Origin of the sequence: Hydrogenispora ethanolica (assembly GCF_004340685.1) — a bacterium.
Lineage (GTDB): Bacteria > Bacillota > UBA4882 > UBA8346 > UBA8346 > Hydrogenispora > Hydrogenispora ethanolica.
Map to the genome: position 1 here is coordinate 1 of NZ_SLUN01000043.1, position 18,314 is coordinate 18,314.

Consider the following 18,314-nt stretch of genomic DNA (forward strand, 5'->3'; position numbering starts at 1 on the left):
GGCTGGATAAGCCGAAGGTGAAAGTTTCGACTCCAAGTCTGGTATCTTTGCTTCTCGGTATTGAAAAATATCTTCCTATTCAGTTTTCAGGGTGTCAAAACCCATCACCATTCCTGGTGTTGATTGCGAGGGGGTACCACCTGTTACCATCCCGAACACAGCAGTTAAGCCCTTCTGCGCCAATGGTACTTGTCGGGTAACCGGCCGGGAGAGTAGGTCTTCGCCAGGAGCGATTTTTTCAAACCAAAAGACTTCGGAGAAACTCCGAAGTCTTTTGGCGTTTAGGCTGCCTGTAGATTAAGTGATTAACCCCGCTTTATTTTGGACTCCAATTTCTAGGGGGAAAGCTTGCAGGAAACTCTCCCGTTCTCGCTGGTAATTGATTTTATGGCGAAGTTTCTTCAAGAACCGTTCTTTGGGCCAAGGCAGTTTTTCATAATAATACTGCAGCCCAACCTGCCAGTATTCCTGCGGCCAGCAAAGTAGAATATACATTACATCCAATTCATCAGGGGTTAATTGGTTTATCGTATGATACTCCGAGATAATAAACTTACCCAATTCGATGCGCCATTGATTATGTTTTAAGCTCCTCACTAATAAATTGATTAGATCGTGAATTCTTAAATCCAGTAAGCAATAATCGAAGTCGACCAGTACTAATTGTTGTTCATCCGTACGTAAAACATTGCGATTTGAGTAATCATGGTGGCAGAAATACTGAGCTTTTGCCGCCTCAGCGGCTATCCCGGGGTACGCCGAGGCGACCAAGGCCTCCAGACTAAGGTTGGCTTGTCGGTAAAATGGTTCAAAATGACGGAGAAATAATCTGCTAAATTCAGAAGATTCTTTTTCGGCCAAGGCTAACCTGCGAAAATCCTTCAATTGGCGAAGTCTTTCCTCCAATTTGTCCGGCCAAGTCAACCAACAAGTTCGTTCCGGGTTGGGGATACTAGGATGAAAGCCAGCGGCACAACGGTGAAATTCTCCTAAAAATCGAATAGCCTGACTGAGATCGGTGAGATCTTCAAAGTCTAATTCCTGGCTTGCATACCAATCGGACATCACATATAGTTCCGAGTTCATACTTACAAAGGGTTCCCCGTTTTTACTCCGCTCAAACTGTGGAACGCTTACGAAACCTCGGCTTTGCAAATGAGCCAATGCCTCGGAGATAAAATAAATGTCTTTCGCTTGTAATTTAGTTTTTTTTAGATATTTGAGGCCGGCATCCGTTTCCAAACAATAAATTTTTCGATGTACCTTCCAGCCCAGTAGTTTAAGACCGAAACAAGCTACAATTAATGTCAAATTTTCAACTTCAAGCGAAGCCGCTTCGTTGGAATCGCTGATCAATTTTGCTCACCCACCGCTTGATAATGTTCAAAGCCATTATGAAATTTCGTAAAAGCTTCGCGGTGTTTTATGTAATTTTGAAATTTATCAAATGCTCGTTCGTTTGAGTGACGCTGATGATGATGAAAATAACGAATTGCCATTCGCCAAAATTTTTGTGGGAAATAGAGCGCTGCTTTGATTATATCAAGTTCATTTTGACTGAGGGGTCGGATTGTCTGATAGGAGTCCAGCACCAAGTCCGCAACCTGATAATCCCAATGGCACTTTTTCATAATCCTTCGTAAGAATTTGACCAAATCCATCGAAGGAAGATCATAACGACAACTGTCAAAATCGATCATAAAAATATGATTCTCAGGAGTTAGGATGAAATTGCGAGCCGCTGGGTCGCCATGACAAAAAGGCTTTTTGAATTGCGCTTGGGCTACCATTTGCATATAGGAGGTTTTTGTGATGCGCTCTATTGCTTCGCTAGCCATGTTCATGTAAAAATCGGCATGTTCAAGATAGAGTGCGGCGAATGAATCGTCTTTCATGGTTAAGGCAAGCTCTTTAAATCGTTTGAGATCGGCCAACCGTTCGGTAAAATGAATGATGCATTTCCCTAATTGGTCACGCATATTTGAACCGGGCGGTGGCTCAAAGCCAAAACTTTTTCTGTGAAAATCTGCGAAAATTGCAGTTGACTGAGTCAATTCGGAGCGATTCCGAAAATCGCACTGCCGCCCTTCGATCCAGTCAAAGAGCGTATAAGCATTTTTTTGATCAGTGATATAAGTTTTTCCCTCTACGGTCGGCAGGTATGGATACATGTCCTGAAAACCATTGCTGATGAGGTGCTTGAGGGCGGAATGAACAAATAAGAGACGCTTGGGTTTGAGAGGAGAGACTTTTAAATTCTTGATGCCCTGGTCGGTTTCAACTTTGTAAACATCTTTTATTTTTTCCCAGCGAAGGACTTGTAAACCCCAATGGCTCAACAAGTTTTCCAAATCAACAGGATGATCCGTCATGCATTTGCTCCTTGAATGTAGTGGGCCTCTTCCCTGAAATCAGGGATAATTTCTCGCAAAAAGCTTGAACGTTCTTTTTCAAGAGCGACTAATTCCCAAATTCTCGATGCAAACTTTCGTTCAGACCAAGGAAGATTCTCCTCGAAACGTTGGCTACAAATCCGCCAAAAACCGTGGGGAAAGGCAAGTAGATAAGGCAGAAAACGCAATTCTTCTTCCGACATATTTCGCTCTCGCTGATACCCCTCGCATAACTCTTCAAAGATCCGGTGATTCCACCGATTCATTCGTAACATTCGTAATAGCAAGGTGGCCAGTTCTCGAATAAAGAGATCATTCTTTGAGAGTTCATAATCAATCAGAAACCAACTTCTTTCTATAATAATATTGGCAGGAGCCGGATCATTGTGACAGAAGCCTCCGGCAGTAGGTTGATTATTCCAGAAATCAAACTGATTCATGAATAGCCCGTGAATTGCGAATTCCGCTTGGGTACCAAAATAGTCCAGCCAGCTTAAAATAGTGCGATCGGTTCGATTCAGTTTTTTTTGATTGGGGATCACAAGCTTAAGGGATTTTAAAAAAGCGGCCCGCTTCTGATATTCTACACTCCAATCTGGCCGGGATGGTCCTGATTCCATCGAAAGCATGGCTGATGTACAATGCAGTTTGGCATAAAGCTGAGCAAAAGTCTGCCTTTGTTTGAAGCTGGTGAAGTTAGGTTTTTCACCTTCGAGCCAACGGGTTAGGATGAATAACTGATTGTTATATTTCCAATAGGGAGATCCCTGGACAGTTAAGAGCAAAGGCAGCAACCCATCGAACCCGGCGGTTATCAAGTCGTCGATCGTTTTCGCCAGCCATAAAAGATGAGAATGGTCTTGTTTCGTCCGCTTTAGACAAAAAGCGCCTTGTGAAGCAACAACTTTCCAAACTGGACCCCGTGGCTTAAGCGCTGTAATGTTAATCCCATAACCTTTATTGAGTGCAAGTATGAAATCTTGCATTTCTCAACCCCCGGTCTGTTAAGTTAGTGCTCCAATCATATATTATGAAATCCCCGTCAAATGTGTCAGTTCCCATTTGACAAAAGCATGAATACGATGTTAGCGGGGGTGCTTCAAATGGGGAGTCCGTTCAAGTATATCAAACATCTTGAAGAAAAGGTCTTTGTCGGAATTATTGGCTTGGAGCTCTTAAAAACTCTAATCGTACCGAATCCATTAGATGTTCTAATACTGACTGGTTTAATCTTCGTGTTTATATGGTGCTTTGGCGATGATTGGCGTTGAAAGTATCACGCAAGGGGTCGGCGCAGATTTTCTTTCCGGTTTAGGAGAACTGGACCCTTTGTACCAAAGGCGTGGCGTTTACCTACTGAGAGAAGTCACCCCGCATAAAGTGCTTAAACAGTTGAAAGTCGGAGCTCAACAAGCGCTTTTGATTGGAAAACTTTTAAGACAAAGTCGGGTTTGTCCGGTTTTACCTCAAATTTTTGAATCGAATTCTGGTAAGCCATATCATTGGTTTAGAGGTTCGCGCTATATTCTGATTGAATTTTTGGAAGGCCGGGAAGCGGATTATTTCAATTTAGAGGATCTTCAGGCCGCGATTCAAGCAATGAAGGAGCTTCATTGTTTTGGGAAGGAACTTATCGCGCAAAATCCACGAATTTGGAGTCCGATTAAAATCAATCTTTTAAAAACTTGGCAACGTAGATTAGCAGAAATGGAAACTTGCAGAGAAATTGCGATACGCCAGAAAACTGGCTGGTCTCAGCAGTATTTACAATTATGGCATCATCACGGAACCCTCGCGCATCAAGCCATCCATGAACTGCTTCAATGGCGGGGAAAAGAGATTGACACCATTTGCTATCATGATTGGGCTTTTCATAACCTCATCATCAAAGAAGCAAAGGCTCGCCTTTTTGATTTTGACTACATGGTAGTTGATCACCCAGTACACGATAAATGTAACTTGATTGCCCGCTATCTTCGACTTTTTCAATGGTCCCTCGATTCAACGTTAAGGATACTTTGGAACTTTGACCATTATTATCCATGGAGCTCCGAGGAATTACGTTTACTCTTTGTCATGCTAACTTTTCCATATGATTATTGGATATTAGGACGACAGTATTTTATTGAGAAACAGCCATGGAGCATGCGGTATTACCAAGAGCAATGGATGCGCAAGATCGGTTGTTTCAAAAAAAAGCAACTTGTTTTTGATTTGCTCAATAAATTGATGTGAGGATGTTACGCGATTGTATTTACCATACCATCATCATAAAAAGTCTTTCAGTGAGGGACGATGGATCACCATTGACCTTCACATTCATAGTACTTATTCAGGGGGCATTTTTAATCCCAGTCAAATTCTAGAGTTTTCCAGCCAACGTTTATTTGATGCCATTGGTATTAGTGATCACAATGAGATTCTCGGAGCATTGGAAGCGTTGCAAATTTATAAGAATGAGACTGGGTACCCCGAAGTAATCGTCTCTCAAGAAGTTTCGGCGGGAGAACACTTCCATTTGTTAATCATCGGGAGTAACTATGCATGGCCAAAAACAGATCGAGATGAATTGCTAGAAAGGATTATCGCGCATCGCCAGAATGGCGGAGCGGTAATTTTAGCTCATCCCTGGACTATTCCTATTGATACTTGGGCTTCAGGTTATTTGGAAACGATGTTGGAGTTTAATCTTCTTGATGGTGTCGAAATGTTTAATTTTTCCATTGTTGATTTGACTTGTGAAGAATTAAGCATTTTTTCTGAGATTTGGAATAAGTGGTTTGCTGCTTCTCATCTTGGAATTTACGGAGGATCGGATTTTCATCACTTTCGTAAAGGACAATTGATTGGTACCGGAAAAACTTTTTTAAAAGTGATGGAACCTGGGCCGAAAGGAATTATCGATGCAATTCATCAACGTCGTGCCGTGGCTTCCTTGTCAAGCTATCAGGAGGTTGATCTTGATTGGCTAGGGAAAGGTTATCGTTTTCTTTATGGGTTCGACCCTTGGGTTGCTGAGATTATGGAGTTAAACAAATTTCTGAACCACCATATTCAAAGTTATTATCAAAATGATCGGTTGATGAAATCATTTTTACTCAAAATGTTGGCCAGTGGCCATTTTCAAGCGTTATACGAATTGTTGTTTTAATCAAAAAATTTTTTCAAACCCCTTATTAAAAGGAGGAAATTGGACGATAATGGAGAATAGAGACACACAAGTGGAGCAGAGTGGAGGATAGTGGAGAACAAGAATGAGGCATAATCCATGCTGATTGGCGAGTATCAACACTCCTTAGATGAAAAGGGCCGTTTAATTGTACCGGCAAAATTCCGCGAAGACCTCGGTGAAAAATTCATTGTCACCAGGGGGTTTGATCGGGCGTTGTTTGTTTACTCGCTTGAGCAATGGGAAATTTTGAAACGAAAAATTGAAGAATTATCAACCGCCTCGCCTGATACGCAACGCGCTTTTGAACGACTATTTTTTTCTGGCGCAGTCGAAGCTGAATTGGACAAGCAAGGTCGGGTAGTTATTCCGCAACATTTGAGAGACCATGCCCACATTGAACGAGATGTTTACGTGAATGGCGTTTCCTCAAAAGTAGAGATTTGGGCGAAAGATGTTTGGGAAGAATACTCGAAACGAGTTCAAGAATCTTATGAAGAGATTGCGAAGACGAATATCAGGCTGTAATTTTGGGGTGGAGCAGATGTCCGAGTTTCAACATCAAACGGTACTTTGTCAAGAAGCCATCGAACAACTCAATATTCGCCCGGATGGCATTTATGTAGATGCAACCACTGGTGGAGCCGGCCACGCATTTGAAATCGCCTCTCGGTTATCCTCTTCAGGAACTTTAATTGGAATCGATCAGGACCAATCAGCGATTGATGCAGCTCGAAATCGATTGGCGGGAATGAATGCCCGCATTGAATTAATCCGCCAGAATTTCAGTTATTTAACCGAAATCATTGAAAGAATACATATTACGGGAATCGATGGCATTTTGTTTGATTTGGGTGTTTCTTCACCGCAGCTCGATCAGGAAGAACGGGGATTTAGCTATAAGCATGACGCTCCTCTCGATATGAGGATGGATAGAACCCAACCTTTTTCCGCTTTTCACTTGGTGAATGCCACCCCTAAAGATGAGCTGGCAAAAATCCTCTGGATTTATGGAGAGGAACGCTGGGCCAAAAGGATTGCTCAGTTTATCGACGATGCTCGACATGAAAAGACCATTACAACCACGGGTGAGTTGGTGGAAATCATCAAAGAAGCGATTCCGGCTTCGGCGAGACGCGAGGGTCCTCACCCGGCGAAACGAAGTTTTCAAGCAATCCGGATTGCAGTCAATCGTGAACTTGAAGTGTTGGAATCGGCTCTCAAGCAAGCGATTGAACTCCTGAACCCACAGGGCAGATTAGTCGCCATTTCTTTCCATTCCTTGGAGGATCGTTTGGTCAAGTCGTGTTTCGCCGAAGCGGCAAAGGGATGTGAATGTCCCAAGGATATTCCGATTTGTATATGTAATCGCAAACCAAAATTAAAGATTATTACCAAAAAGCCGATATTGCCTAGTGTGGAAGAATTAAAAAGAAACCCTAGAGCTCGTAGTTCTAAACTGCGAACTGCAGAGAAACTGGTCTAACGAAAAAGGAAGGTGCGTAATATGTTAGTAGCTGAAAAGAGAATTGCTTTCGATCCTGTTTCTCCAGACGCAGTACGGTCCCATAAAATTTTACGGAGAGAACGTCCGAATCGTCGGGTTTTCTTTAAAATCGGAGGAGTAGTGCTCTGTGTGCTGGTCCTTAACATCCTAATTCAAGCGGTCGTAATTCAGAAAACCTATGAGATTCGCGGCTGGGAAGCGAAAATTAGAGATGTGAATCGAGAAATGGTCGAAGTTCGAATGGATATGGCAAATCTTGAATCTCTGGATCGAATTAAGTCAATCGCTCAAAATGATTTGGGGATGAGAGAAGCTGGGTCTTCTGATTATCGTTGTATTGCAGTTGCTCATCCAAAATCCTCGAATACTATTGATAATCCCAGAAAAAGCGGGAGTCTTTTAGCAAAAGTCGCTTCCTGGGTCGGAGGGTTTGGAGCCACAATGGCGAAAACCCCCTGATAAGTGTCTCTTTCTCTCTGAATACTAAAAATGATATCAAAAAATTTCGGCGGAGGGAAAAAGTTGAGTCTGGAGGTAACTTCAAAAAAAAGACTCGCCGTATTACTTTTCATTGCGCTAATTTTGACGGGCTGTTTGGTATTACGGGTTATTTATTTACAGGTTTTCATGGCCGGTTGGTTGAAAAAATCCGCTGAAGCTCAGCGATTGCGCTCAGTCCCAGTTCAAGCTCGCCGCGGAACAATTTATGATCGGCTTGGTAACGAATTGGCAACCAGTGTGGATGCTGACAGTGTATATGCTGTTCCTGCTGAGATTGAAAATCCTTCCAAGACAGCTATGATCCTTTCGGAAATACTCGGACTAGACAAGCAAAAGATTCAGGGGCTCATCGCCAAACGAGCCTCTTTTGTTTGGGTCAAGCGGAAGGTCACTTTTACCGAAATTAAGCGGTTGCGAGAAGCTATAAAAGTTCATAAACTGCATGGCATTGAGATTAGCCAAAAAGCGCAGCGGTTTTATCCCCAGATGTATCTTGCGTCTCAAGTCTTGGGGATTGCCGGTATCGATAATCAGGGGCTTGAGGGACTTGAGAAATATTATGATTCATACCTCCAAGGAGTACCCGGTCGCGACCAGGCAGAATTCGATACTGCCGGACGGCATATTCCGCAAGGCGAGCGTCGTTATATTCCTCCTGTACCAGGTGATTCCATTTATCTAACTATCGACCAGAACATTCAATTTATCGCAGAAAGAGAGTTGGAAAAGGCCGTAAGCGATACGGGCTCCAAAAGAGGCATGGCGATAGCGGTCAATCCGCAAAATGGCGATGTTTTGGCCGTCGCTGTCCGGCCCAAATTCGATCCCAATCAATATGCGGATTATCCTGCTGAAAACCGCAGAAATCCGCTTTTTACGGATATGTACGAACCAGGTTCGACCTTTAAGATCTTCACCGCTGCGGCAACATTAGAAGAAGGAAAAGCAAATCTGGAATCCACCTTCTTCGATCCCGGTTTCATTATTGTGGATGATCGCAGATTGAAGTGTTGGAAAGCGGGCGGACACGGTAGTCAGACTTTCATTGAGGCATTAGAGAATTCTTGCAATCCAGTATTTGCCACCTTGGCATTGCGGCTCGGCAAAGAAACTTTTTATCAACACATCAAGGCTTTTGGCTTTGGAGATTTAACCGGAATCGATTTTCCCGGAGAATCAGCCGGGCGGCTGAAATCACTGGCGGAAGTAAAAAATGTTGAATTGGCGACGATTGGATTCGGGCAGGGAATTACGGTCACCCCGCTTCAGATGGTGATGGGGGTTTCAGCGATTGCAAACGGTGGATATCTTCTTAAACCTCATTTGGTTAAGGAGATCTACGCTCCCGATGGAAAATTGATTAAAAAAACCGATCGTGAAGTCGTTCGTCAAGCGATTTCTACGAAGACCGCCAAATTAATGGCCCGCTTGTTACAATCGGTGGTCACGAATGGTTCCGGGGCTAACGCTTATTTGGAAGGTTACCGGGTGGCGGGTAAAACGGGAACCGCTCAAAAAGTGGTAGCGGGTCAACGAGGTTATAGCCAAGTCATCGCTTCTTTCGTCGCTTTCGCTCCGGCTGAAAATCCCCAGATTTTAGTGATGGTCTTGTTAGATGAGCCGAATATTTCAATCCGTTATGGTTCAGTCATTGCTGCTCCAGTGGTTGGCAATATTCTACGGGATACCTTACGGTACTTGGGGGTTAAACCAAAATTCGACGAAGAATTGTTGCCGAAAGATAAGGTCCGGATCATTGAACCGGAAATTACCGTGCCAAACGTTTTGAATCTGTCGGTGGCAGAGGCGGTATCCCTTCTCAAAAAGAGTGGGATTGAGTATCGAATATCGGGTTCGGGAAATTCCATTTATGACCAAACGCCTAAGCCCGGAGTCGTAATCGGAAAAGGCTCAAAGGTATTGCTATATCTGGATCCCACGGGAAAATACAACCTTCAGAATGATAAGGTGGTTTTACCCAATCTACAAGGCCTGGATCAACCCAAAGCTGAAAAAGTAATTACCGAATTAGGATTGAAAATTGAGATAGTTGGCCGTGGGGTAGTGGTTAGTCAAAACCCGTTGCCCGGGACTGCGTTGCGGTTTGGAAGCACGGTTAGAATCACTTGTCAGACATCATCGAGCAAATCACCTTAATTTACCATTAAGCGGATAGAAATGAAGAGATCGGATAGACTACCAATGTTACAGTTTTTTATCATATCCATACAAAGCAGGATTGTATTCGCAATTAGCGAATACCTATCTGGATTTAGTTCTATCTCTTATCGGGGCTTTGGTTTTGATAGATGGAACTATTTTGCAGAGGGGGAAGTTCTGTGAATTTACGAGATTTGCTCATCAATATTCCGGTACAACAAAGTTCCGGTAATCTTCTTTTAAATATCTCAGGAATTGCTCAAGATTCCCGTTCGGTTAAACCGGGCGATCTTTTTTTATGCGTGAAAGGCGCCCGTTTTAATGGTCATCATTATTTGAAGCAAGCTGCTGAGGCTGGGGCAGTTGCTGCTATTGTGTCCGAATGGCCTACATGCGATTTTGGCTTGACTTTAGTTCTGGTTCCGGAGGTCACCAATCCGGTAATAAAAGAGATAGCCGGTGCTTTTTACGGTTATCCGGATCGCCGGCTCAAATTGATCGGAGTGGTAGGAACGAACGGTAAAACCACTTCCACGTATTTGATGAAGAGCATTTTGGAGGCTGCCGGTCACAAGGTCGGCCTGATCGGCACGATCGCTAACTTAGCCGGCGATCAATCCATCGAAACCGGAAATGGTTCTCATAATACCACTCCCGGTGTTTTAGAATTGCAGAAATTGTTTGCGGCAATGGCGGAAGCCGGTATTCAATATGTAGTCATGGAGGTCTCATCCCACTCCATTGCGCAGGATAGAGTATGGGGCCTTTCTTTTATTGGCGGGATTTTTACAAATATTACTCAGGATCATTTAGATTACCATAAGACCTTTGCTGAATATCTTAAAGTCAAGTCTCGTTTTTTTGTGGAGCTTCCCCAAACTGCCTGGGCGGTGTTGAATTTAGATGATCCGCATTCCAATGGAATGATCAGTCAAACTTCCGCTAGAGTATTGACCTATGGAATTGAGCACCCGGCTCAAATCAAAGCGGAAGACGTCAGTCTGGAACACACAGGGGTTTCTTACCATGTTTGTATGCCGGATGGGAAAATTAAATTAAACCTCCATCTCACCGGCTACTTTAATGTCTATAATAGCCTTGGCGTTTTTGGAGCAGGATTGGCTTTAGGTATCGAACCGGCCACCATAAAAATTGGCTTAGAAAAGGTAATGGGGGTACCGGGGCGTTTTCAAACAGTTCCTGGAGCCTCTTCTTTCGGGGTGATTGTTGACTACGCGCACACCCCCGATGGATTGGAGAATATTTTGGCAACTGCCCGTCGCTTAACTTCCCAACGGTTACTGCTGGTTTTCGGTTGCGGAGGAGACCGGGACCGTACCAAACGGCCGCTGATGGGGGAACTGGCGGCGAAAATGAGCGATTTCACCATTATTACTTCAGATAATCCGCGCACCGAAAATCCATTGTCCATTATTCAAGAGATCGAAGCTGGTTTTAAGAAAGCGAATCCCGCTGCTTCGTACCAGGTGGAGCCCGACCGTGAAAAAGCCATTCGAAAGATTATCGGGCTTGCCAATGATTCTGATATCGTCATTATTGCGGGCAAAGGCCATGAGACCTACCAGGAATTCGCCGACCGGACGATTCATTTTGATGATCGGGAGATCGCTCGAGCAGCGCTTGAGGAGAGACTAAATGACAGAAATCGCGTTAAATGAGATTATTAAAGCCGTTGACGGAGAGTTGGTACAAGGCGATCCAAGCTTGATCATTACCGGAATCTCCATCGACTCCCGCAGCACGAATCCTGGAGAATTATTTATTGCTTTACCGGGTGAACGATTTGATGGTCATCATTTTTTGGACCAGGCATTTGAGCGCGGTGCAACGGCAGTATTAATAATGAAGGCAATGGATGTTCCTGTCGGTCGCGGTTCGGTAATCCGGGTTCCGGATACATTGAAAGCACTGGGTATGCTCGCCCGGTTCCACCGGCGCAAATTCGACATTCCGGTCATCGGGATTACCGGTAGTAATGGCAAAACAACCACCAAGGATTTGGTAGCGGCAGTACTTTCGCAGCAGTGGCCGATCGTTTATACCGCCGGTAACTTTAATAATGAAATTGGACTACCTCTTACTTTATTCAAAATCAGTAGCGCAGCGAAAGCCGCCGTGGTTGAAATGGGAATGCGCGGATTGGGGCAGATCCGTGAACTGGCGAAAATAGCCGAGCCAAATATCGGCATTGTCACCAACGTCGGCCTAAGCCATCTGGAACTGCTCGGTTCACAGGAAAATATCGCCCGTGCCAAATCGGAGCTAATCGAAGCGCTCCCGCCGGATGGATTAGCAATTCTAAACGGAGACGATCCGTGGGTTCGAAAAATGAAGGATCATTGCCCGGGAAGAAGCATTCTCTTTGGGATGGAGGGGTCGAACTTAGATTACCGGGCTGGTGATCTTCAGACCGGTCCGCAGGGATCGGAGTTTACTGTTTATTTTCAGGGAGGTTGCTGTCAGGTTCAAATCCCGATTCCGGGTCGGCACAATGTCTTGAATGCCCTGGCAGCTTTTGCCGTAGGCCGGGAATTCGGCATGAATCCCGAACCAATAAAAAAAGGCTTGGCGCAATCACAGCTTACGGAGAAACGCCTTCATATTGTGAAACGGTACGGCTTCAGCATCATTGACGATACTTATAATGCCAGTCCGTCCTCGGTCAAGGCGGCATTGGAAACACTGCTGACAATGGGGGCAGGGAATCGCAAGATTGCTGTTTTAGCCGATATGCTGGAGTTGGGTCCGACTTCAAACCAAATTCACCGGGAAATCGGTGAATATGCTGCACAGATAGGAATTGATCTTTTGTTGACCTTTGGTGAGCTTGCTCATGATTATAACGCTGGATTCGATTCCAGATCTCCAGGCAAGAGTGAGCATTTTTCACAAAAATCCGCTTTGATAACCCATTTAAAATCCATTCTTCAACCGGGGGATCTGATTTTAATCAAGGGTTCCCGGGGCATGAAAATGGAGGAAGTTGTGGCCGCTTTGTCGGAAATGGAGGTCGGGATTTGTGGCCAGCCTGATTAAATTGCTGTTTGCGGCGCTCATCGCTTTTGCCGTAAGTCTATGTTTGGGGCCCTTTACAATTAAAATACTGCACCGCTTGAAATTCGGTCAAAGTATTCGGGACGACGGCCCCCAGACTCATTTAAAAAAAGCCGGTACTCCGACGATGGGGGGAATTCTGATACTGGTTTCCCTGGTTGCGGGTTTAGCCGCGGCAGATGTATTTACCCCTGAAGTTTGGTGGGTACTCTTTTTGACGATTAGCTTCGGATTCATTGGGTTGGTCGACGATTTCATAATTGTCGTGGCCAAACGTTCATTGGGCTTGAAAGCCAGACAAAAACTGTTTGCTCAAATCGTTTTGGCGGGATTTGCCGCAGTTTTCATGATTCAAGGCCGCTTTCCGACTACACAGTTGGTGCCGTTTACGGATCTCAGTTTAAGCTTCCCCGATTTTGGATTCGGCAACCCGCTCTTCTTTCTTTACGCGGTCTTTGTAATTGTCGCCATTTCTAACGCGGTTAATTTGACTGACGGATTGGATGGCTTGGCCTCTGGAACGACCGCTTTTGCGGCATTAGCCTTTGGAGTTCTCGCGTTTTGGCAAGGTCATCCCAGCCTGGGGACGTTTGCCATCATTTTAGCCAGCGCCTGTTTTGGTTTTGTCTGGTTTAACGGTCCGCCGGCTCAAGTCTTTATGGGCGATACGGGTTCTTTAGCTCTGGGAGCCGCTTTGGCGGGGATTAGCCTTTTTAGCCAGTTAAGTCTATTTTTTTTGATTATCGGCGGCATTTTTGTTTCGGAAACTTTGTCAGTGGTTATTCAGGTAACTTCCTATAAGACATCGGGGAAAAGGATTTTCCGGATGAGTCCGTTGCATCATCATTTTGAGCTCGGGGGAATGCTGGAACCGAAAATCATGATCCGTTTCTGGATGGTTGGAGTGGTTCTCGGCATCATTGGGATTTTGGGTTATCTGTTGAAGTAATGATGATGGAGGTTGGTTTTCAATGAAGCGGAATCCTCCGGATTTATTTCTTTTTGTCGTTATCATGACGTTACTGGCGATCGGTTTAATCATCGTGACCAGCGCCAGCGCTCCAGAATCTCTCAATATCACCCATGGGAAAAGCGCTTTTTTATTTGGAATGCGCCAACTCTTATTTGCGGTTATCGGCGTCGCCGTGATGCTGTTTATGATGAAATTTCCTTATCGCAACCTAAAAAAGGTAACTGTACCGGTTTTTTTAGCCGCACTCTTTTTTCTGGTTTTGGTCCTATTTATTGCGCCTTCTATCAAAGGGTCTAAACGCTGGATTACGTTGGGTTTCTTTGTATTTCAACCCTCGGAACTGGCTAAACTGTCGGTGATTATTTTATTGGCCCACTATATGTCGGAGTTGAAGAAAGGCGTCACCAATTTTTGGTTTGGCGTAATCATCCCCCTGCTGTTAGTGGGGTTGGTCTGCTTGTTGATTTTGCTCGAACCTGATTTGGGAACGGCGATTGTAATTTTTGGGACATTTATGATGATGCTTTTCGTAAGTGGTGCGAAAATCAGCCATATGTCAGTGCTAGGAGCCATTGGGTTGGCTTTGGGAACCCTGTTGGTGCTGATTGAGCCCTATCGGGCACAACGCCTGGTCGCTTTCATGAACCCTTGGAAAGATCCCCAAGGAGATGGCTGGCAGATTATTCAATCTTTATATGCCTTGGGTTCGGGAGGACCGTTTGGTTTAGGCCTCGGTATGGGCCGCCAAAAATTTGACTATTTGCCGGAAGCGCATACCGATTATATTTTTTCGATTCTTGGGGAAGAACTGGGTCTGTTGGGAACGATGACCGTCATCACGCTTTTTTTTCTATTGGCCTGGCGGGGCTACAAGATTGCGCTCGGGGTAAAAGAGCCCTTTGCCCGGTTGTTGGCGGCGGGAATCACATCCTATCTGATTTTTCAAGCCGTGCTCAATATCGGAGTAGTGACCTCATCGATTCCGGTAACCGGCATCACTTTACCTTTTCTGAGTTCCGGCGGATCTTCGTTAGTGGTTAGTCTATTCAGTGTGGGGATCCTGCTGAATATTTCCAAGTACGCGGAATAATATCCTTGAGAAAACAGGATTTGTCAGAAAATGCGCTTTAAAGATCTGTTCAAATACTCATCCGAATGAAGTCCTGCTTTACTCGGGACAAGTTGTTTGAGCCAAAGTCACAAGTTTTAAAATGATTGAATATGATAGCACTGCTCGGTAGTTTATAGTTTAGGGAAGCGCGTGTAGGAGGCAGTTCACAGAATGATGAAAGCTCGATCTCTAGTACAGGCTGAAGCGAATACCGTCGATCATTTAGAGATTATTGGCGGCCGGAAATTGGAAGGACATGTAAAAACGAGCGGCGCTAAAAATGCGGTTTTAAAATTGATGGTCGCATCGCTCCTGGCGAATAATCATTGCTTAATCCGCAATGTTCCCCGTATCAGTGATGTGGAGACGATGATTGGTGTTTTAAAAGGTTTAGGTGCCGAGGTAGCTTGGGAAGACGAGGATTCATTATTGATCACTCCTACACACGGACTAAGTTATGCGGCGCCGGATGAATTTGTCCGGGAGATGCGGGCTTCGGTACAAGTAATGGGCCCGCTTTTGACCCGGGTGGGAAGGGTAAAACTTTTTCAGCCCGGCGGGTGCGTCATCGGCCAGCGGCCCATCGATCTCCATTTAAAAGGATTTCAAGCTTTGGGTGCCGAGGTGATTGAGGAACACGGCTATGTTTTCGTGCAAGCCAAGAAGCTGAAGGGAACCGAGATTCATCTGGACTTTCCGAGCGTCGGGGCCACGGAAAATATTATGGCTGCGGCGATTTTGGCCGAGGGTACGACCGTGATTCGCAATGCAGCCAAGGAACCGGAGATTATTGAGGAACAGAATTTTTACAACCGGCTGGGAGCGCGAATCCGCGGCGCGGGAACCGACACCATCCGGATCGAGGGTGTCGCCCGCTTGAATGATCGTTTCATTGATTATATGGTCATTCCGGACCGGATCGAAGCCGGGACCTTCATGATTGCGGCAGCCATCACTGGCGGCGAAGTGACCATCGAAGAGATCATTCCGGAACATGTGGAGGCTCTGGCATCGAAACTGCGCGAAACCGGGGTTGATGTTGAGATTCGCGAGGAAGAGATTCGCATTAGTTCCCAGGGCAAGTTCAGAGCGGTGGATGTTACCGTACTGCCTCATCCCGGTTTTCCGACCGATTTGCAACCCCAGATGACCGCGTTGTTATCGATGGCCGAAGGAACCAGCGTTATTACAGAGAATGTCTTCAATAGCCGGTTCCGTTATGTGGACGAATTGATCCGGATGGGAGCCCTGATTCGGGTGGAGAGCCGCAGCGCCATCGTGAAAGGCGTTCCCAAACTCAGCGGCGCCTCTGTCTACGCGCCCGACCTGCGGGCAGGCGCGGCATTGGTCGTTGCCGGATTGGCGGCCGAAGGGCGCACCGTATTGGAAGGTTTACAATATTTGGACCGCGGTTATGAAAAGATGGAAGAAAAACTGTTGAACCTCGGAGCCGAGATTAAACGGATTTAAAGCTTTCCCTGTACGAGGGCCGAGACCTGAAACGTCAGGTCTTTTTGTTTTTCAGGATATGAAATGTAACGCTTGAAACATTGGATTTGGAAATTCAAATCTGGTATAATGAGAGAAAATCCAATCCCACCATGGAGGATTCTGATGTTATCGGATATCGAAATCGCACAGGCATGTTCGCTCAAGCCCATCCAGGCGATAGCCGACCGGGCCGGGATTGCCGAGGCTTATGTGGAGCCGCATGGGAAATATAAAGCGAAGATCAGCCTGGAACTGTTGCAGCAACTGCAAGATCGAGCCAATGGGAAATTAATTTATGTTACGGCGATCACCCCCACGCCGGCCGGCGAGGGAAAAACCACCACCGCCATCGGCTTGGCGCAAGCGTTCGGCCAGATTGAGCAGCCGGTATTGCTGTGTTTGCGCGAGCCCTCGCTCGGGCCGGTTTTTGGGGTCAAAGGCGGCGCCACGGGCGGCGGGTACTCGCAGATCCTGCCGATGGATGAGATTAATTTGCATTTTACCGGCGACATTCACGCCGTGACCGCCGCTCACAACCTGCTGGCGGCGCTGCTGGATAATCATCTGTATCAAGGCAATGCTCTGGGGATTGATCCAAAGCGGGTGGTTTGGCGGCGGGTCATGGACATCTCGGACCGGCAGCTCCGGAGCATTGTGGCGGGATTGGGCAACAAATCGGATGGCGTGGCCCGCGAGACCGGGTTTGATATCACGGTGGCCTCGGAGATCATGGCCATTCTTTGTTTGACCACGGGAATTCACGATCTGAAAGAACGCCTGGGACGGATCCTGGTAGCCTATACCTATGACAATCAGCCGGTTTATGCCCGGGATCTGAAAGCCACCGGCGCAATGGCGGTTTTGCTCAAGGAGGCCATCAAGCCGAATTTGGTCCAGACCATCGAGGGCCAGCCGGCCTTGGTCCATGGCGGTCCCTTTGCCAATATCGCGCATGGCAACAACTCGATTATCGCTACCCGTTTAGGGCTGAAACTTTCCAAATATGTCATTACCGAAGGCGGTTTCGCGTCGGACCTCGGTGCGGAAAAGTTCTTCGACATTGTATCGCGGGCGGCCGGCGTCAAGCCGGACACCGTGGTTCTGGTGGCCTCGGTTCGCGCCCTGAAGTTCCATGGCGGCGTCGCCAAGGAAGACTTATCCCGGGAAGACCTGGCTGCGTTGGAGCGGGGCTTCGTCAATCTGGAGCGGCATTACCGGAATCTCCACGAACTTTATCGGCTGCCGGTGGTGGTGGCGATTAATCGTTTCCCCAGCGACACTCCGGCCGAATTGGAATTCCTGGCTCAAAAATGCCAGGCTATCGGAGCCCGTTCCGCCATCTCGGAAGTGGTGGCCAAAGGGGGTCCGGGCGGGATCGAGCTGGCCCGGGCGGTATTGGATTCATTGGAAGAAGCGGCCGATTTTCAACCGCTCTATCCGTTGGAACTGCCGTTAAAAGAGAAGCTTGCGCTGGTAGCCACCAGGGTTTACGGAGCGGAGGGCGTAGCATACACCAGCCAGGCCGAACAGGCGCTGAAACGTCTGGAACAGCTGGGCTACGGAAATCTCCCGGTGTGCATCGCCAAGACCCAGATGTCGTTCTCGGACGATCCGGCCTTAAAAGGCGCGCCCAGCGGGTGGACCCTGACAGTGCGCGAGGTGCGGGTATTGGCGGGGGCCGGGTTTGTGGTGGCGATTGCCGGGACGATCCTGACCATGCCGGGCCTGCCGAAGGTTCCGGCGGCGGAACAGATTGATCTGGACGACGACGGCCGGATCCGGGGACTGTTTTAAAAGCCATGTGATAAAGTCCTCAAATTCGGAAATCACTCTTTCAAAGGATTAAAAATCGACTTTATCACTTGCTTCTCTGAGCTTTTGTGTTCACCCTGGCCTTCGGACAGGGTTTATCACAACGCTTCTAATCAGTTTAA

At 46.4% G+C, this 18,314-nt stretch carries 15 protein-coding genes and 1 rRNA gene; 13 read left to right on the top strand and 3 right to left on the bottom strand.

Annotated elements, in window-relative coordinates; translation table 11 throughout:
• Positions 1–112 precede the first annotated feature (112 nt).
• Positions 113–229, top strand: a 5S ribosomal RNA gene (rrf, locus tag EDC14_RS23070).
• A 68-nt stretch (positions 230–297) separates the two neighbouring features.
• Here rrf and EDC14_RS23075 read toward each other — a convergent pair.
• Genes EDC14_RS23075 through EDC14_RS23085 form a run of 3 tightly spaced genes read right to left on the bottom strand, consistent with a single transcriptional unit; the run spans position 298 to position 3,379 of the window.
• A complete protein-coding gene (locus EDC14_RS23075; protein ID WP_132016873.1) occupies positions 298–1,356 on the bottom strand; it encodes a CotS family spore coat protein in 1,059 nt (352 codons plus the stop codon).
• Positions 1,353–2,372 carry a CotS family spore coat protein gene (locus tag EDC14_RS23080; protein ID WP_132016875.1) on the bottom strand — a complete coding sequence of 340 codons (1,020 nt, stop codon included), beginning with the start codon at positions 2,370–2,372 and terminating at the stop codon, positions 1,353–1,355. Before EDC14_RS23080 ends, EDC14_RS23075 begins: the two co-directional genes overlap by 4 nt.
• Positions 2,369–3,379: a CotS family spore coat protein gene (locus EDC14_RS23085; RefSeq protein WP_132016877.1), complete on the bottom strand. Its 1,011-nt coding sequence runs from the start codon at positions 3,377–3,379 to the stop codon at positions 2,369–2,371. Before EDC14_RS23085 ends, EDC14_RS23080 begins: the two co-directional genes overlap by 4 nt.
• 271 nt (positions 3,380–3,650) lie before the next feature.
• Between EDC14_RS23085 and EDC14_RS23090 the strand changes: the two genes are divergently transcribed.
• The 12 genes from EDC14_RS23090 (at position 3,651) to EDC14_RS23145 (ending at position 18,174) form a co-directional block, all read left to right on the top strand.
• A complete protein-coding gene (locus EDC14_RS23090; RefSeq protein WP_132016879.1) occupies positions 3,651–4,628 on the top strand; it encodes a phosphotransferase in 978 nt (325 codons plus the stop codon).
• Between the two features lie 13 nt (positions 4,629–4,641).
• Positions 4,642–5,544 carry a PHP domain-containing protein gene (locus tag EDC14_RS23095; RefSeq protein WP_132016881.1) on the top strand — a complete coding sequence of 301 codons (903 nt, stop codon included), beginning with the start codon at positions 4,642–4,644 and terminating at the stop codon, positions 5,542–5,544.
• Between the two features lie 117 nt (positions 5,545–5,661).
• Positions 5,662–6,090 carry a division/cell wall cluster transcriptional repressor MraZ gene (gene mraZ / locus EDC14_RS23100; RefSeq protein WP_132016883.1) on the top strand — a complete coding sequence of 143 codons (429 nt, stop codon included), beginning with the start codon at positions 5,662–5,664 and terminating at the stop codon, positions 6,088–6,090.
• A gap of 16 nt (positions 6,091–6,106) precedes the next feature.
• Entirely contained in the window at positions 6,107–7,048 is a 942-nt protein-coding gene (gene rsmH, locus EDC14_RS23105) for a 16S rRNA (cytosine(1402)-N(4))-methyltransferase RsmH (protein WP_132016885.1), read from the top strand.
• Positions 7,049–7,069: 21 nt separating this feature from the next.
• A complete protein-coding gene (locus tag EDC14_RS23110; protein WP_132016887.1) occupies positions 7,070–7,528 on the top strand; it encodes a hypothetical protein in 459 nt (152 codons plus the stop codon).
• 63 nt (positions 7,529–7,591) lie between these two features.
• Positions 7,592–9,727, top strand: a complete 2,136-nt coding sequence (locus EDC14_RS23115) for a penicillin-binding transpeptidase domain-containing protein (protein WP_165908259.1) — start codon at positions 7,592–7,594, stop codon at positions 9,725–9,727.
• Positions 9,728–9,909: 182 nt separating this feature from the next.
• Positions 9,910–11,409, top strand: a complete 1,500-nt coding sequence (locus tag EDC14_RS23120; RefSeq protein WP_243663087.1) for a UDP-N-acetylmuramoyl-L-alanyl-D-glutamate--2,6-diaminopimelate ligase — start codon at positions 9,910–9,912, stop codon at positions 11,407–11,409.
• Positions 11,387–12,787, top strand: coding sequence for a UDP-N-acetylmuramoyl-tripeptide--D-alanyl-D-alanine ligase (locus EDC14_RS23125; RefSeq protein ID WP_132016893.1), 1,401 nt, complete (start codon positions 11,387–11,389; stop codon positions 12,785–12,787). Before EDC14_RS23120 ends, EDC14_RS23125 begins: the two co-directional genes overlap by 23 nt.
• On the top strand, positions 12,780–13,754 hold the full coding sequence (mraY, locus tag EDC14_RS23130) for a phospho-N-acetylmuramoyl-pentapeptide-transferase (RefSeq protein ID WP_132016936.1): 975 nt from the start codon (positions 12,780–12,782) through the stop codon (positions 13,752–13,754). Before EDC14_RS23125 ends, mraY begins: the two co-directional genes overlap by 8 nt.
• 22 nt (positions 13,755–13,776) lie before the next feature.
• Complete coding sequence (gene ftsW / locus EDC14_RS23135; protein ID WP_132016895.1) at positions 13,777–14,868, top strand: putative lipid II flippase FtsW; 1,092 nt, start codon at positions 13,777–13,779, stop codon at positions 14,866–14,868.
• A 192-nt stretch (positions 14,869–15,060) separates the two neighbouring features.
• Positions 15,061–16,359 (top strand): UDP-N-acetylglucosamine 1-carboxyvinyltransferase, encoded by a 1,299-nt coding sequence (murA, locus tag EDC14_RS23140; RefSeq protein WP_243663088.1) that lies wholly within the window; start codon positions 15,061–15,063, stop codon positions 16,357–16,359.
• A 144-nt stretch (positions 16,360–16,503) separates the two neighbouring features.
• The gene (locus tag EDC14_RS23145) at positions 16,504–18,174 is read left to right on the top strand and encodes a formate--tetrahydrofolate ligase (RefSeq protein WP_132016897.1); all 1,671 of its coding nucleotides are present in this window, start codon (positions 16,504–16,506) and stop codon (positions 18,172–18,174) included.
• Positions 18,175–18,314: the final 140 nt, after the last annotated feature.

Bases quoted from the DNA above. Each gene is read 5' to 3' on its own strand.
- rsmH (WP_132016885.1), top strand. From the start codon at position 6,107: ATGTCCGAGTTTCAACATCAAACGGTACTTTGTCAAGAAGCCATCGAA.
- EDC14_RS23090 (WP_132016879.1), top strand. From the start codon at position 3,651: ATGATTGGCGTTGAAAGTATCACGCAAGGGGTCGGCGCAGATTTTCTT.
- ftsW (WP_132016895.1), top strand. From the start codon at position 13,777: ATGAAGCGGAATCCTCCGGATTTATTTCTTTTTGTCGTTATCATGACG.
- mraZ (WP_132016883.1), top strand. From the start codon at position 5,662: ATGCTGATTGGCGAGTATCAACACTCCTTAGATGAAAAGGGCCGTTTA.
- EDC14_RS23125 (WP_132016893.1), top strand. From the start codon at position 11,387: ATGACAGAAATCGCGTTAAATGAGATTATTAAAGCCGTTGACGGAGAG.
- EDC14_RS23085 (WP_132016877.1), bottom strand. From the start codon at position 3,379: ATGCAAGATTTCATACTTGCACTCAATAAAGGTTATGGGATTAACATT.
- murA (WP_243663088.1), top strand. From the start codon at position 15,061: ATGATGAAAGCTCGATCTCTAGTACAGGCTGAAGCGAATACCGTCGAT.
- EDC14_RS23145 (WP_132016897.1), top strand. From the start codon at position 16,504: ATGTTATCGGATATCGAAATCGCACAGGCATGTTCGCTCAAGCCCATC.
- EDC14_RS23110 (WP_132016887.1), top strand. From the start codon at position 7,070: ATGTTAGTAGCTGAAAAGAGAATTGCTTTCGATCCTGTTTCTCCAGAC.
- EDC14_RS23080 (WP_132016875.1), bottom strand. From the start codon at position 2,372: ATGACGGATCATCCTGTTGATTTGGAAAACTTGTTGAGCCATTGGGGT.